Below are 14,332 nucleotides of genomic sequence, written 5' to 3'. Positions count from 1 at the left end.
CTGATACCCCTTATTCCGGAACAACTCATTCGTCCCTGTAAGCACCCAGGCCCGACGGCCGTCGTAACGAAAGCACCAAGGGCTACGACGGGCACGGTGGGCCGAAGACAGATTTCGACAAGAAGGAATCCGCTTCGCAGCGGGAAGTGAACGCGCCTACGGGCGCGTGATCGATCTATCGGCAGGTCATGGGGACGTCACGTACCTACACACACTCCACGCGGGGCCTGTCCATGGCTGCGCCGCGGTAACTCCATCATCGACTCCGCAGCGGGCACCTGCGTGAGATCAACGTCGATCCATCGTGTACTCACAGATCGCCCTCCCGAAGAACAATCACACCGCCGAACCGACGGCGTCCCGACCGCGACCGAGGCAGGACGCCTTCGACCGCACGAGGCAACTTACCGTGTTGCCGGGTGCGTTCGGGGCCTTTTGGACATTCAGTCGACAAGCGTCCAAGTTCGAATCGTTCGAATGACACAAGTCGCCCGCAGCCGAGCAGTCCGCCTCCGAAGCCGGACGCGTCTTCGCAGGTCAGGCATCACGGAGGGGCGAGTTGTGCGATTTGGTCGTTAGTCACAGGAAAGTTGTGATCTGATCACAGTCCGTGATGTAGCCTCACAAGATGGTCGGGTTTGCTGGCAGGCAACCCGGGCCGTTCCGGCCGACTACGCCCGCAACCGGCGGTGCGGTAGCTGCGCTACTGTGGCGCTCAGCGGACCGAAGAGACGGAACTGCATCGAACGGCCTGGTGCCGACTTCAACGGTCGAGTGCCCACCGCTCCTCTACCTTGGCGAGGTGCCAGTAGCCGATGGCGACGGCCCAGACCGCGACGAACGTCCCGACGATCAGGAACCCGACGTTGTCGAGGCTCACGTTGGTGATCGTCCCGGTGACCGGATCCGTGAGGCCGAGTCTGTCGTGCAGGATGGTCACCAGTTCGATGGTGCCGATGATCAACGCGACCGCCGCCGAGAGGCCGGTGACGGTGATGTTGTAGTACACCTTGCGGACCGGGCTCGAGAAGGCCCACCGGTAGGCGACGCTCATGAAGGCGCCGTCGAGAGTGTCGAACAACGTCATCCCGGCGGTGAAGAGCAGCGGCAGTACCATGATCGCGTACCACGGCAGACCGGACGCGGCGGTGCTGCCTGCCAGCACCAGGAGCGCGATCTCGGTCGCGGTGTCGAAGCCGAGGCCGAAGAGCAAGCCGATCGGATACATCTGCCACGGATGCCTGATCGACCGGGTCAGTGGGCCGAGGATGCGCGCGATGAACCCGCGCGAGTTCAGCTTCGCCTCGAGTTCCGCATCGTCGTAACAGCCGCGACGCATGCCCCGAAAGACCCTCACGATGCCGGCGAGCGCGATCAGGTTGATGGTGCCGACGAGAAACAGGAACAGGCCCGACACCGAAGTCCCGACCACGCCGAGGGTCTGATGGGCACCGGAGCCGTCGTCGACGAGGGTGCTCACCAGTTTGGCGCCGAACGCGATCAACATTGCCAGCACCACGACCACCGTCGAATGGCCCAGGGCGAACCAGAATCCCACCGAGACGGGACGCTTGCCAACGGCGAGCAGCGTACGAGTGGTGTTGTCCACTGCGGCAATGTGGTCAGCGTCGAACGCATGCCGGACGCCGAGGGTGTAGGCCGTGACGCCGAGACCCATCCCCAGCACCGCCGAACCGAGCGCGTAGTGCGCAGGCACCACGACGAATACCAGCACACCCCACGCCACGACATGCATGGCGACGATGACCGTCAGCAAACCCGCAAACCTGACGGTGTCCTCACGCCGCCACCTCGAGCCGGCGGACGGCTCCGCAGAACCGGTGATGTCGGAAACGCTCACGGTGTACCGCCTTTGCTGTGCCTCGACTCCGCGGCGCCACCGCGGATCACCCCGTGCTGGACTGGGACGAACTTGTGCTTCGGAAGCAGGAACATCCACGTCACGATGACGAACGGGCCGGTTCCCGCGGGCAGCGAGATCGGCGCGAACGCCGAGACGAGCGCGGCGTGGACGACGACCGTCACCAGAACCCCGAACATCGCGTACACCAGAATCCGCCAGGACGGCTGGTAGAACACCGAGCCCAGTGCGATCGCCGTCAGCACCGAACTCAGGCCGTACAGTCCGTTGCCGACGTCGACGGAGTTGGCGCCCAGCGCGAGGACGGTCGCCGTCGCGACCCCGGACCCGATCAACGCGAACACCGCCGCCCACCGCGACGCGACCAACAGAGCTATCGCGAAGATGACTCCGGTGACGGTGTTGTCGATCAGGAAGATCTGCGCCAGATTGCGAAACAACGTGTCCCACAGATACCCGACGGTGATGTGGGTGTGCATCGAGGCGTCGCCGACGTGCTGCGGGAACTGGCCGGCACCGAGCCCCGGCGTCTCGATCCGGAGGAATTGAAAAGCACCGAGCAGAAAGATCCAGTTGACCAGGTTGAACGGGAAGGTCAGCGCCGCCACTCCCCAGGTCTTGAAGACATTGGCGGTGGCCAGGAACACCACCGTCGAGGTTGCCGAACCCACTACCAGAAACGCCCACATCATCGGACCGGCCAGAAAAGTGGGGAACGCCGCACCGACCAGAATGCCGTTGTACCCGAAGAGGCCGACCCGCAACGAGGTGGTGTCGGCGTTGAGTAGACCGCCGGTCACCGTCGCGACCACGAGTCCGACGACCGCACCGACCATCACCGAGATCGTGCGCGCGGAGACTGTCCCCCAAGCGATTCCGATCAGGAATAGCAACCCGGTCAGCGCATTGCCCTGGAACATCACCTGCCCTGCGCCCTTGAGGTTGGTGTCGACGAACCGCAACGTCGCGTGGCGTTGCACCACCCGGTCCCAGGACTCCGTGAGTGGGTCCATCACCGCCACCTCAGTCCTCGCCGCCTTGTCAACCCCACAGCGGCACAGGAGGAATCGGCGCGTCGAGCACCGTCCGTCGCACCACCGCCCAGAACTCGCGCACCTTCTCCCGCACCGGAGCGCTCTCGGGCCCGAGCACCTTGTAGATCAGTCCCGCATCGTTCGGCAGCCAGCTTGCTCCGGCGACCGTCATCTCTCCGTCCTGTCTGCCCGGCACGAGTTGCTCGATGATCATGTCCGCGTTCGCTTTGGGGGTGAGCAGTACGACGTTGCCGAAGACGTCGTACTCACCCATCGCCCCGGCCAACCGGACCGGCCAGTGTGCCGGCTCGATCAGCAACTTCTCGGTGAACAGGTCCGTGCCGTCGGGTCGCCGGGCGTTGGTCAGGGTCGAGTACAGGTCGTACTCGAAGACCTCACCGCGGTGGTGTTTGCGTCCCGGCATCACCGTCTCGGCGAACAACAGCGTCGCGGTCGGATCGATCGTGATATCGGTGCGGGCCACGTAGCGCGCATGCCGGTGCGGGATCGTCGTGCCCGGCATCAGTTCCAGATACGAGTCGTGACCCAATGTCAGAGTCTGCTCCTGGGAGGCGAAGTTGGCATCCATCTCGTGCACCTTCGTCGCCGACTGGGTGGTCACGTACGCCATCGAACCCGGCTCCATGCTGATGTCGATGTGGAGCCGATCCCCCTGCAGCACGCACCCGGAGGTGGTGATCATGTACACGCACGGCATGCCGGGCAGGGCCTCGTCCCAGTAGAGGGCCTGCTGCACCAGCAGCGGGGCCTTGCGGTACAGGTGCCCCAGAACGGACCGCTCTCCGCGATCCTCGAATCGCATCTCGAGGATCCCGGTCTTGACCACTCGACCGGACGGGGCCTGTTTCGGCTCGTCCTGGTAAGGCGCCAACTCCGGGACTGCGAGCACGTTCACGTCGCGGCCACATCTGCCCCCTCGGGGCTGTCGAAGAGAACACCGTGCACGATCTCGTCCACCACGTCACCGATCCCCTCCCCGGTAAGGCAGTTGGTGAAGATGAACGGCTTCCCTCCCCGCATCAGCGTCGAATCCCGGGCCATCACGTCGAGATCCGCGTGTACGTACGGGGCCAGGTCGGTCTTGTTGATCACCAGGATGTCCGATTGAGCGATACCGGGACCGTTCTTGCGCGGTATCTTGTCGCCGGCCGCGACATCGATGACGTAGATGAAATAGTCCACCAGCGCCGGACTGAACGTCAGGGTGAGGTTGTCGCCACCGCTCTCGATGAACACCACATCGGTGCCGGGGAACTGTTCCTCCATGTCCTCGACGGCCGCAAGGTTCATACTCGGGTCCTCGCGTACCGCGGTGTGTGGGCAGGCACCAGTCTCGACACCGACGATCCGTTCCTCGATGAGCACGCCCTTGAGCGAGCGCCGGACATGCTTGGCGTCCTCCGTCGTCACCACGTCGTTGGTGATCACCAGGACACTGGTCCCCCTGGTGACGAACACCGGGGTGATCGCCTCGATGAGTGCCGTCTTGCCCGATCCCACCGGTCCGCCGATCCCGATACGGGTTGTCTTCTTCATCGTTGCCCCTCTAGTTCATGAACATCCGGACGTGAGATCGCACGTGCACCGCGGCAAGAATGTCGGCCATCGGTGCGAAGGTGGACATGTCGTCCAGGGTGCGCTCGGCAATCTCCGCGTACAGCCCGGCGGTGTTCCCGTTGACCTCGTAGAGAATCTGTTGCGTGTCAACATGGTCGACGCGCAGGGTTCGCAATGCGGCGCCGAGGATCGTCATCGCGACGCCGTACTGGTGCGCGACGAAGGCATCCTGCTCGGGAGAGTTCATGTCCGCGAAGGCGATTCCCACTCCCACCGGATAGGTCCCCGGCGTGTCCGCTGCGACGATTGCGGTCAGCCACTTGCCCAGTACCACGCCGCCGCCGAGTCGGACCCCGAGTTCGGCCAGTTTCTTGCCCATCCGGGTCGACATCGTCCGGGCTTCCTCGTTGAGCTTTCGGCTGAAGACTGCATGGTCGGCAGCCAGCACCCCGACGAAGTCGCCTGCAGTCGCGGACCGATGGGCGGTCAGCAGCGCGACGCCGTCACAGGTGGCGGCCTGGCGGCCCGCGGTGAGCACGAACTCCCGGAGTGTGGCGGCATCGGTGACCACCCCTTCCGACACCGCGGATTCGAGCCCGTTGGAGAAGGAGAACGATCCTGTCGGAAACATCGAATCCGCGAACTGGGCGATCCGTGCCGCGCGAGTGATGTCGACGTCCGTCGTGTCGAGGCTAGGGCGCATGGGTGTGCCCTTCGCCTTCGCGCGCGGCCGCCCCGAACAGCCGGCGAGCCTCGTGTGGGGCCAGGTACGGGATCACCTCCGCACCCGGCCGGAAGTCGTACGTAATACCTTCGAACGCATGGGTTTTCATCACCGATCCCATCACCGCCCTGTCCACGGTGAGCGGGACGTACACCTTGGTGCCTTTCACCACCGCCGGCCAATGCTGATTCCCGATCGCGTGTCCGAGCTCCAGGCAGGTCTGGACCACGACGTCCGGCATGGACCCGAGCAGGCCGGACAGTTCGACCTCCATCACGTCCTTCAGGTCGATCTGTGCCACCAGGAGGGCATTGCCGTCCTCGTCCCAGGCCAGCACATCCCCGTCTCGCAACTGGACCCCGCGGTCGAGCGAGAGCGCAATCTCCTTCCCGCCCTTCGTATTGCGGCGGAGCCGGCTTTTCTGTGCCTCCCACTGGTCGAGCACCAGACGGTCGACCGTCGCAGCGTGCCGGCGGGACCGCCAGACGGGGTCGTCGACATTGCCGAGGATCGCGTTGATCCGAACGGGCTGCCCCTGAGGGGGCGTGAGCCTCTGTGTCACGGTGTCCCCTAACTGAAGAAATAGAGTTGGCCCAGGCGAGTGAACTCCGCCGGTTCGACGTATGCGTGTACGCCGTCCGCGGTGACCGCGAAGGTTTCCGGATCCACCTCGATGCGCGGGGTCGCGCTGTTGCGCACCATGTCTCGTTTGGTGACCGTTCTGGTCCCCTGCACCGGCATCACCTGCCGCTCGAGACCGAGCCGTTCCTTGATCCCGGCGTCGGCTGCCGCCCGGGAAACGAAGGACACGCAGGTCTGCTGCAACGCCTTACCGAACGCCCCGTACATCGGACGCATGATCACCGGCTGGGTGGTCGGAAGCGAGGCATTGGCGTCACCCATCGCGTACCAGTTGATCAACCCGCCCTTGATCACCGCCTTGGGTTTGGCACCGAAGAACGCCGGCTCCCAGAGCACCAGGTCCGCAAGCATGCCCGACGCCACCGAGCCGACGACATGCGCGATGCCGAATGTCAGCGCCGGATTGACGGTCACCTTGGCGACGTAGCGCAACACCCGGAAATTGTCGTTTCCCGGCGCATCCTCGGGGAGTTTGCCCCGGGCACGCTTCATGCAGTCCGCGGTCTGGATGGCGCGCAACCACACCTCCCCGACCCTGCCCATCGCCTGCGAGTCGCTGGAGACCATCGAGATGACCCCGGTGTCCTGGAGCACGTTCTCGGCACCGATCGTCTCCGGCCGCACCCGACTCTCGGCGAACGAGACATCCGAGGGCACTTTCGGATTCAGGTTGTGGCACACCATGATCATGTCGAAGAGTTCGGCCTGGGTGTTGATGCTGTAAGGCAAGGTCGGACTGGTCGATGCGGGTAGCACGCTGTCCTCGCCGGTGACCCGGAGGATGTCCGGCGCGTGCCCGCCGCCGGCGCCCTCGCTGTGATACGTGTGGATGGTCCGACCCTCGAACGCCGCGATGGTGTCCTCGATGTAGCCGGCCTCGTTGAGGGTGTCCGAGTGCAGCGCCACCTGGACATCCATCTCGTCGGCGATCTCGAGCGCGGCGCGAAGTGCGGCCGGGGTCGAACCCCAGTCCTCATGCACCTTGAATCCCGCTGCGCCGGCCCGGATCTGCTCGACGAGCGAGTTCCGTCCGGACGAGTTTCCCTTTCCCAGCATCACGATATTGAGCGGTATGCCCTCGTTGGCCTTGAGCATCATCTCCACGTTCCAGACCCCCGAGGTGACGGTGGTCCCGTTTGTGCCGTCGGTGGGCCCCACTCCGCCACCGACCAGGGTGGTGAGGCCGCCGCTGAGCGCCTGATGCGCCTGCTGTGGTGCGTCCAGGTGCACGTGGGTGTCGATGCCGCCTGCGGTGAGGATCAACTGCTCCCCGGAGATGGCGTCGGTGGCGGGGCCGGTCGTCAGCCCTGGGGTGACGCCCTCCATGGTGCCGGAGTGGCCGGCCTTTCCGATGCCGACGATCTTGCCGTCCTTGATACCGACGTCCGCTTTGACGACGCCGAGCAACGCGTCGATGACCACCACATTGGTGATCACCAGGTCGAGGGCGCCGTCCACGCTGCACGAAGTGGGGTCCTGACCCATCCCGTCGCGCAGGGTCTTGCCACCGCCGTAGAGCGCCTCGTCACCGATGACCCGAAGGTCGTCCTCGACCTCCACGAACAGGTCGGTGTCGCCGAGACGGATCTTGTCACCCTTCGTGGGGCCGAACAGGCCCGAGTACTCCAACCTCGAGATCTTGGTCATGCTGTTCGGATCCTCCTTCTCACCTCGAAGTACCGGCTATTCGAACGCGAACCCGAGTTGCCTCGCCAAGGCGACCGCCCTGGCGAGCCGGGGACGGTACGGCGCGTGGGTGGGTCCCCACCCGTCGACGAGACCGTTGAAACCGTGAATACGCTGCTTACCGCCGAACGGCACCAGGGTGACCTGCTTCTCGTCGCCGGGTTCGAATCGGACGGCGGTGCCGGCCGCGATGTCGAGCCGCCACCCGAACGCGGCCTCTCGATCGAACGCGAGGGCGCGGTTGACCTCCATGAAGTGGAAGTGCGAGCCAACCTGGATGGGCCGGTCGCCGGTGTTGCGGACCGTGATGGTCAACCGTGGGCGGCCCACGTTCAGTTCGATCTCGTCGTCGAGCAGGACGTAGCCGCCCACCGGAACCTTGGCGGGGTCCGGTTCGGAGGTGCCCGAGGCTTCGGACTTGGTCATGATGTCGATTCCCTTCCCTGCGCTCGCGCTACTGGATCGGCGTATGGACGGTCACCAGCCGGCTCCCGTCCGGGAACACTGCCTCGACCTGCACCCGAGGGATCAGGTCCGGCACACCCTCCATGACGTCGTCGGCGGTGAGTACGTGCGCGGCATCGGCCATCACCTGCTCGACGGTCTTGCCCTCGCGCGCCCCCTCGAGCGCGGCAGCGGAAATCACTGCCACGGACTCCGGGTGGTTGAGCTTGAGCCCCTTCGCCTTTCGCCTCAGAGCGACATCGGCGAGCATGAGGATGGTCAGTTTGTCGAGTTCACGTGGCGTCAGATGCATCCCGATCTCCCTTACCCGTGTGACTGTTCGGACTGCAGACCCGGCGGCTGGTCAGCCTCCGGATGCCGTCACCGAGCCTGATCCGTGCAGCGGATGTACGGTCTGTTGAACGAACCCGGACCGCCGGCCCGAGGAGTACCGGTTGAGTGCCGCCAGCACCGCACCGGCCCGGTCCTGCGGCGCCAGCACCTCGACTCGCAACCGCTCCGAGAAGGCGACTTCCTCGCTCCGGCCGCGGAACTGCCTCGACCCGGTGTTCGGATCGGTCGCGTTCGCCTCGCTGACCACGATCGACTCCGCGCCTGCGTCCAGCAGTGCGGCCCGCAGCCCGCCGGAGTCGACGGTCTCGAGTACGACGGTGATCAGGTGGTGCTCGGCAGCGGGCTCGATCGCGAGGTCGGCCTGCGGCGGCGCTGTGGCGACCGCCGCGGCGGACTCCCCGCCGACCAGGAACGCCGGATTGATGTGGTACGCGTCCATACCCTGTTGCCGCTCGTCGATACCCGCCTGGTCCTCGGGCGCGAGCCGGAGTCCGAACGTCTTCTCGACGCCCATCGCGATCAGCCAGGTCAGGACGAACGAGAAGGCGATCACGCAGATCAGCGCCAGGCACTGCTCACCGAGCAGTGCCACTCCGCCACCGAAGAAGAGCCCGTCTCGGCCGACCGAGTTGATCGCGTTCTCGCCGAAGAACCCGACCAACAGCGAACCGAGGACGCCGCCGACGAAGTGCACGGCGATCACGTCGAGGGCATCGTCGAATCGGAAGATCGACTTCAACCGCAGGGCCCAGTGGCACACCAGCCCGGCGATCGCGCCGATCAGCAGCGCCGAGAGCGTGCTCACGTAGCCCGCGCACGGGGTGATGGTCGCCAGGCCCGCCACCGCACCGGTGATACCTCCGATCGCGGTGGCGTGCCTCTCGGTGATCCGCTCGACCACCAACCAGACGCACATCCCCGCGGCGGCCGCGACATGCGTGTTCAACAGTGCCTGCGCAGCAACCCCGTTGGCCTGGAGTCCGTCTCCCGCGTTGAATCCGAACCAGCCGAACCACAGAATGCCCCCTCCGAGGAGCGCCAACGGCAGCGAGTGCGGAACCGCCACGGCTCTCGGCCAGCCTGGACGCTTACCGACCACCAACAGAATTGCCAGCGCCGCGGCGCCCGCGGATGCGTGCACGACGATCCCGCCCGCCCAGTCCTGGGCCCCCCGTGCGGCGAGCCAGCCGTGCGGGTTGAACAGCCAGTGCGCGATCGGCGGATAGACGACAATCGACCAGATCGCCAGCATTACCGCCCAGCCCAGCGGCTTGAGCCGATGTGCAGTGGCGCCGGTGATCAGGGCGGGGGTGATGATCGCGAACATCATCTGATAGGCGACGAAGGCCAGTGTCGGGATCGCGACGCCGGCGACGACAGCGTGCATGGCAGGGGCGGGCGCGGTGTCCAGGTGGTGCAGACCGAACAATTCGAGATCACCGACGATGCCGCGGCCGAGGTCGTTGCTGAACGCGAGGCTGTAGCCGAACACGATCCAGGTGAGGGTGACGATGCCCAGCGGTATCAGATTCTGTTGGATCATCACCAGCGCGCCGGTACCCCGAACCAGCCCCGCGTAAAAGAAGGCCAACCCGGGAACCATGAACAGGACGAGCGCTGCGCAGAGCAGAACCCACGCGGTGTCGCCGCTGTTGAACGAACCGACTGGCGCCATGAGGACCGCCCTCCGAAGAGTCGGGTAACTCGTCACATGACAGCTCTACGCTACATCCGACTGCCGGGCCGACACACATGAATTCGTCAGACGGTACCGATTGGACATGGACATCACATTCCCAACTTCACGACGCCACTTCACTGATCGCACGTAGGCCGGCGGCCATGAACTCGGGTGTGGCCTCGGCCGCGTGTTCGGCGCCGCTGCCCGCACTCGACCCCTGCCGGGCCCGATGGGTGATGCCCTCACCGATCACGCCGAGCTTGAAGTTCGCGAGCGCGAGGTAGAAATTCCACTCCCCCAGGTCCCGGCCCGACGCGGTCGCGTAGGCCTGCGCCAGCTCGTCCGCCGAGGGCAACCGGGCGCTGGTCCATGCCGCATCCATGCCGAGCACCAGATCGAACACCGGCGACCGGTACACACACATCAGCGCGACGTCGGTGAGGGGATCGCCGAGTGTGGACAGCTCCCAGTCGACCACCGCACGAACCACCGTCGGGTCGGCGGCGTCGAGAATCGTGTTGTCGATACGGAAGTCACCGTGCACGATCGACGCCGCCGCAGACCGTGGGACCGACTCGGCGAGCGCCGCGTGCAGAGCCGCGACGTCGGGCAGCTCCCTGGTCTTGACCCGCTCCCACTGACCGGCCCACAGTTTCACCTGCCGGGCGACGAATCCCTCTGGCCTGCCGAAGGTTCCGAGTCCGGCGGCCTGGTAGTCCACGGCGTGCAGATCCGCAAGCACCCCGACCAGTGCGTGCGCACTCGCCCGCACCTGGGTGTCGGTGAGCACGGACAGGTCGGCAGCGTCGCGCACCACCCGACCGTCCACGAACTCGACCACCGTCATGGGCGCACCCAGCGCACGCCCCTGCTCGTCGAATGCGACCGTCCGCGCGACCGGGACCGCCGTGCCCTGCAGGCCTCGGGCGACCGTGTACTCGCGTGCCATGTCGTGCGCCGACGGCGTCAACCCGCTGACCGGTGGACGGCGAACGATCCAGGTGTTCTCGTCGTCGTACGCCTTGAAGGTCAGGTTCGAACGACCGCCGCTGACCAACTCGACCCGCAGTTCACCACGCAGGTCGATGCCCTCCTCCACGAGGAACGTCCGCAATGCGCCGACGTCCATGCCCGGCAGACTCATCGCTGCTCGGCCAGCGCACGCTTGGCCGCACCGACGACGCGCTTGGCGATGGCCCAGCGGTGCACCTCGGAGGGGCCGTCGTACACCCGGAACGGTCGAACCTCCCGGGACAGCCGGGCGAGCGGAAGGTCGGCGGAAACACCCATGCCGCCGCACATCTGAATGCTGCGGTCCACGATCCGGAAGATCGCCTCGGCCGCAAAGGTCTTCGCGATGGCGGTCGCGTTGGACGCCGGCTCGCCGCAGTCGAGTTCCCAGCAGGCGCGGACAAGCAACGCCCTCGTGGCAGCGATGTCGATCTCGTTGTCGGCCACCATCTTCTGGACCATACCGAGGTCGCCGAGACGGCTGCCGAATCCCTCTCGCTCGGCGACCCGGGCCACCGCGACGTCGTGCCCGCGACGCGCGGCGCCGAGCCAGCGCATGACGTGCGTCATCCGGGCCGGGCCGAGCCGCACCTGGGCGTACTCGAATCCGCGATCGACCTCGCCGAGTACCGCGGACTCGGGGACGAGCAGGTCCTCGAAGAAGACCTCGCAGTGACCGCCGATCATCGCCCGGTCGAGGGTGTCGATGTGCCTGCCGACCCGGAGCCCCGGCGCGTCGGCAGGCGCGAGGAACATCGTGGCCCCGCCTCGGTCGCCCGGTTCGCCCGCGGTGCGCGCCATGATGATGAAGAAACCCGCGCCGTCGGCACCGGTGATGAACCACTTGTGGCCGTTGATCCGCCAGCCACCGTCGGCTCGCATGGCCCTGGTGGTCAACGCGGAGGGGTCCGAGCCCGCGCCCGGCGCCGGCTCGGTCATCGCGAAGGCAGAGCGGACGTCGCCGCGGGCGAGCGGAGCGAGGTACTGCTGCTTCTGTTCCGGGTTCGCGATATGCGCGAGCATGTGCACGTTACCCTCGTCGGGCGCGGCGATGTTCAGAGCCGTAGGCCCGAACAGCGAGTAGCCGGCCTCCTCGAAAACCGGCGCGCGGTCGGACATGTTCAACCCGTGGCCACCGAACTCCACCGGCGCGTGCGGCGCGAACACCCCGGCGTCCTTCGCGGCCTGCTGCAACCGCGTCCGCAGCTCGTCGCCGCCGGCCGCCGTGATGTCACCTCCGTGCGCGTCCTCGATCGGCAGCACCACGTCGCGGGTGAAGGTTCGGGTGCGTTCGATCAACGCCAGGACCTCGGCTGAGTACCTCAGGTCGATCGTCACGGCAGCTCCTCGCCTCACGCACGGCCCGAACGATCGCTCGGCACCCTTGACGCCGACGATTACACACGCAGCCGTGCTGTGTCAAAGCAATTCATCAGACGGTACAGTGCCGTTGTTCAGAATTACTGAACAACGAAGCCGAGGAGGTCGGGATGAGTGACCCGTCACGGGTGGCGCAGTCGGTACGGCAGGCGCGACTGTCCGCGGGGCTGACGCTGCGTGAGGTAGCCCGTCGACTGTCGATCAGTCCCGGCACACTCAGCGCGATCGAGAACGGCAAGACCGGAATCTCCGTCGAGCGACTGGACGCCCTCGCCATCGCCCTCGGCACGACCGCCTCCCATCTGCTCGGCTCCGGCGCCGCCCGCCCCCGACGAGTGCGCACATACCGGGACGAAACCCCAGGATCGACGACGGCAACTGCACACTCGGCCGGGCACTGGCGGGAGTTCCCCACACTCCCGATCGACCCGGTGCTGGCCGCCGCCATCGATGCGTTCGTCGACACCGGATATCACGGCGCGACGATGCGCTCGATCGCCCAGCGTGCGGGGATCAGCGTTCCCGGCGTCTATCACCACTACCGGGACAAGCAGGACCTGCTGGTGCGCGCACTCGACCTGACAATGGACGAACTGCACTGGCGCGTGCGGGCCGCGCGCGACGAGGGCGCCACCGCGGTCGAGCGGGTGGGTCTGATCGTGACGGCCCTCGCCCTCTTCCACACCCATCGGCGGGCGCTGGCCTTCATCGGCGCCAGCGAGATGCGCAGCCTGCAGCCGGCGAACCGGAGTCGAATCGCTCACTCACGAAACCGGATTCAGTACCTGCTCGACGCCGAGATCGACGCCGGCGTCGCAGGTGGACACCTCACGACCGCGCATCCCCGCGACGCCGGGCGGGCGATCGCGACGATGTGCACGTCGCTGCCGCAATGGTTCCGGATCGGTGGGCCCTCCACGCCCGAGCAGATCGCCGACGAGTACGCAGACTTCGCACTCGACCTGCTCGGGCGGCAGGCGCACTAGGAGCGGGGATTGCCCAGCATGTCGGAGTTCGGGCGAGCCTGCGCGACCAGTGCGGGGATGACCTCGCCCAACTCCGCCGGATCCCACCGCGCGTCCTTGGACACGCCGGGACCGGCGACCCACGTCTCTGCGACGCTGATCGAACCGCCGTGCACGTTGAAGATGCGGCCGGTGATGCCGTCGGACTCCGGGGAGCCGAGCCACACCACAGTCGGCGAGATGTTGCCCGGCGCGGCCGCATCGAACCCGGTGCGCGCCTTCTCTGCTTCCGCGGCAGCGACGAAACCCTCCAGCCCCGCGGTCATCTGGGTCAGCGCGGTGGGCGCGATGGCGTTGACCGTGACGCCGAGGCGGGCCAACTCGTCCGCGAGGATCACGGTGAACGCCGCGATTCCCGCCTTCGCTGCGCCGTAGTTCGTCTGGCCGACGTTGCCGTACAACCCGGACGGCGACGACGTGTTGACGATGCGCGGATGCGCGACCGGCGTGCCCGCCTTGTGCTGCTCGCGCCAGTACGCCGCCGCGTGCTGCGAGGGCGCGAAGGTCCCGCGCAGGTGCACCCGCATGATGTCGTCCCACTGGTCGACGGTCATGTTCACGAACATCTTGTCCCGCAGGATGCCCGCGTTGTTGACCAGGACGTTGAGCGTGCCGAAGGTCTCGATCGCGGTGCGCACCAGACGACCCGCGCCCTCGAAGTCCGAGATGTCGTCCTTGTTCGCGACGGCCTCGCCGCCGAGCGCCTTGATCTCCTCGACGACGGCCTCGGCCGGGCCGAGGTCGTTGACCACGACCTTCGCTCCCTGCCTTGCGAATTCGAGTGCGTGCTCCCGGCCGATACCCCCAGCCGCGCCGGTCACGATGACGACGCGTCCCTCGTTGATACCCATGAAGTAGCTCTCCCCACATGCTCGTCGATTCGGATCGACT

General features: G+C 66.4%; 14 protein-coding genes. 1 reads left to right on the top strand and 13 read right to left on the bottom strand.

Annotated elements, in window-relative coordinates; genetic code table 11:
• Window positions 1-763: 763 nt before the first annotated feature.
• From nicT to FK531_RS13420, 12 genes are all read right to left on the bottom strand, one after another.
• A complete protein-coding gene (gene nicT / locus FK531_RS13475) occupies window positions 764-1,861 on the bottom strand; it encodes a Nickel transporter NicT (protein WP_246098138.1) in 1,098 nt (365 codons plus the stop codon).
• Complete coding sequence (locus FK531_RS13470; protein WP_142100101.1) at window positions 1,858-2,895, bottom strand: urea transporter; 1,038 nt, start codon at window positions 2,893-2,895, stop codon at window positions 1,858-1,860. The genes nicT and FK531_RS13470 overlap by 4 nt, the downstream gene beginning before the upstream one ends.
• A gap of 28 nt (window positions 2,896-2,923) precedes the next feature.
• Window positions 2,924-3,832 (bottom strand): urease accessory protein UreD, encoded by a 909-nt coding sequence (locus FK531_RS13465; RefSeq protein ID WP_246098137.1) that lies wholly within the window; start codon window positions 3,830-3,832, stop codon window positions 2,924-2,926.
• Window positions 3,829-4,473: an urease accessory protein UreG gene (gene ureG / locus FK531_RS13460; RefSeq protein WP_142100099.1), complete on the bottom strand. Its 645-nt coding sequence runs from the start codon at window positions 4,471-4,473 to the stop codon at window positions 3,829-3,831. The genes FK531_RS13465 and ureG overlap by 4 nt, the downstream gene beginning before the upstream one ends.
• A gap of 10 nt (window positions 4,474-4,483) precedes the next feature.
• On the bottom strand, window positions 4,484-5,197 hold the full coding sequence (locus tag FK531_RS13455; RefSeq protein WP_142100098.1) for an urease accessory protein UreF: 714 nt from the start codon (window positions 5,195-5,197) through the stop codon (window positions 4,484-4,486).
• Window positions 5,187-5,780: an urease accessory protein UreE gene (locus FK531_RS13450; protein WP_142100096.1), complete on the bottom strand. Its 594-nt coding sequence runs from the start codon at window positions 5,778-5,780 to the stop codon at window positions 5,187-5,189. The genes FK531_RS13455 and FK531_RS13450 overlap by 11 nt, the downstream gene beginning before the upstream one ends.
• A gap of 8 nt (window positions 5,781-5,788) precedes the next feature.
• A complete protein-coding gene (locus tag FK531_RS13445; protein WP_142100094.1) occupies window positions 5,789-7,507 on the bottom strand; it encodes an urease subunit alpha in 1,719 nt (572 codons plus the stop codon).
• Window positions 7,508-7,543: 36 nt separating this feature from the next.
• Window positions 7,544-7,972 carry an urease subunit beta gene (gene ureB / locus FK531_RS13440; protein ID WP_142100093.1) on the bottom strand — a complete coding sequence of 143 codons (429 nt, stop codon included), beginning with the start codon at window positions 7,970-7,972 and terminating at the stop codon, window positions 7,544-7,546.
• A 28-nt stretch (window positions 7,973-8,000) separates the two neighbouring features.
• Window positions 8,001-8,303, bottom strand: coding sequence for an urease subunit gamma (locus tag FK531_RS13435; protein WP_142100091.1), 303 nt, complete (start codon window positions 8,301-8,303; stop codon window positions 8,001-8,003).
• Window positions 8,304-8,354: 51 nt separating this feature from the next.
• Window positions 8,355-10,019 carry an ammonium transporter gene (locus FK531_RS13430; RefSeq protein WP_142100089.1) on the bottom strand — a complete coding sequence of 555 codons (1,665 nt, stop codon included), beginning with the start codon at window positions 10,017-10,019 and terminating at the stop codon, window positions 8,355-8,357.
• Window positions 10,020-10,146: 127 nt separating this feature from the next.
• Window positions 10,147-11,169: a phosphotransferase family protein gene (locus tag FK531_RS13425; protein WP_246098136.1), complete on the bottom strand. Its 1,023-nt coding sequence runs from the start codon at window positions 11,167-11,169 to the stop codon at window positions 10,147-10,149.
• Complete coding sequence (locus tag FK531_RS13420) at window positions 11,166-12,374, bottom strand: acyl-CoA dehydrogenase family protein (RefSeq protein WP_142100087.1); 1,209 nt, start codon at window positions 12,372-12,374, stop codon at window positions 11,166-11,168. Before FK531_RS13420 ends, FK531_RS13425 begins: the two co-directional genes overlap by 4 nt.
• A gap of 152 nt (window positions 12,375-12,526) precedes the next feature.
• Here FK531_RS13420 and FK531_RS13415 point away from each other — a divergent pair, with 152 nt between their 5' ends.
• A complete protein-coding gene (locus FK531_RS13415; RefSeq protein ID WP_142100086.1) occupies window positions 12,527-13,402 on the top strand; it encodes a TetR-type transcription factor C-terminal domain-containing protein in 876 nt (291 codons plus the stop codon).
• Here the strand turns inward: FK531_RS13415 and FK531_RS13410 are convergent.
• A complete protein-coding gene (locus FK531_RS13410; RefSeq protein WP_142100083.1) occupies window positions 13,399-14,292 on the bottom strand; it encodes an SDR family oxidoreductase in 894 nt (297 codons plus the stop codon). The two genes, FK531_RS13415 and FK531_RS13410, sit on opposite strands and share 4 nt — an antisense overlap.
• Window positions 14,293-14,332 lie beyond the last annotated feature (40 nt).

The organism is Rhodococcus spelaei (assembly GCF_006704125.1).
Taxonomy (GTDB): Bacteria; Actinomycetota; Actinomycetes; order Mycobacteriales; family Mycobacteriaceae; genus Rhodococcus_G; species Rhodococcus_G spelaei.
This window is presented reverse-complemented; position numbering and strand designations above follow the sequence as displayed.

What these genes read in the sequence shown, in the direction of transcription:
- ureB (WP_142100093.1), bottom strand. Translation starts at nt 7,972, where the DNA reads ATGACCAAGTCCGAAGCCTCGGGCACCTCCGAACCGGACCCCGCCAAG.
- ureG (WP_142100099.1), bottom strand. Translation starts at nt 4,473, where the DNA reads ATGAAGAAGACAACCCGTATCGGGATCGGCGGACCGGTGGGATCGGGC.
- FK531_RS13435 (WP_142100091.1), bottom strand. Translation starts at nt 8,303, where the DNA reads ATGCATCTGACGCCACGTGAACTCGACAAACTGACCATCCTCATGCTC.
- FK531_RS13425 (WP_246098136.1), bottom strand. Translation starts at nt 11,169, where the DNA reads ATGAGTCTGCCGGGCATGGACGTCGGCGCATTGCGGACGTTCCTCGTG.
- FK531_RS13455 (WP_142100098.1), bottom strand. Translation starts at nt 5,197, where the DNA reads ATGCGCCCTAGCCTCGACACGACGGACGTCGACATCACTCGCGCGGCA.
- FK531_RS13410 (WP_142100083.1), bottom strand. Translation starts at nt 14,292, where the DNA reads ATGGGTATCAACGAGGGACGCGTCGTCATCGTGACCGGCGCGGCTGGG.
- FK531_RS13470 (WP_142100101.1), bottom strand. Translation starts at nt 2,895, where the DNA reads ATGGACCCACTCACGGAGTCCTGGGACCGGGTGGTGCAACGCCACGCG.
- FK531_RS13430 (WP_142100089.1), bottom strand. Translation starts at nt 10,019, where the DNA reads ATGGCGCCAGTCGGTTCGTTCAACAGCGGCGACACCGCGTGGGTTCTG.
- FK531_RS13445 (WP_142100094.1), bottom strand. Translation starts at nt 7,507, where the DNA reads ATGACCAAGATCTCGAGGTTGGAGTACTCGGGCCTGTTCGGCCCCACG.
- FK531_RS13415 (WP_142100086.1), top strand. Translation starts at nt 12,527, where the DNA reads ATGAGTGACCCGTCACGGGTGGCGCAGTCGGTACGGCAGGCGCGACTG.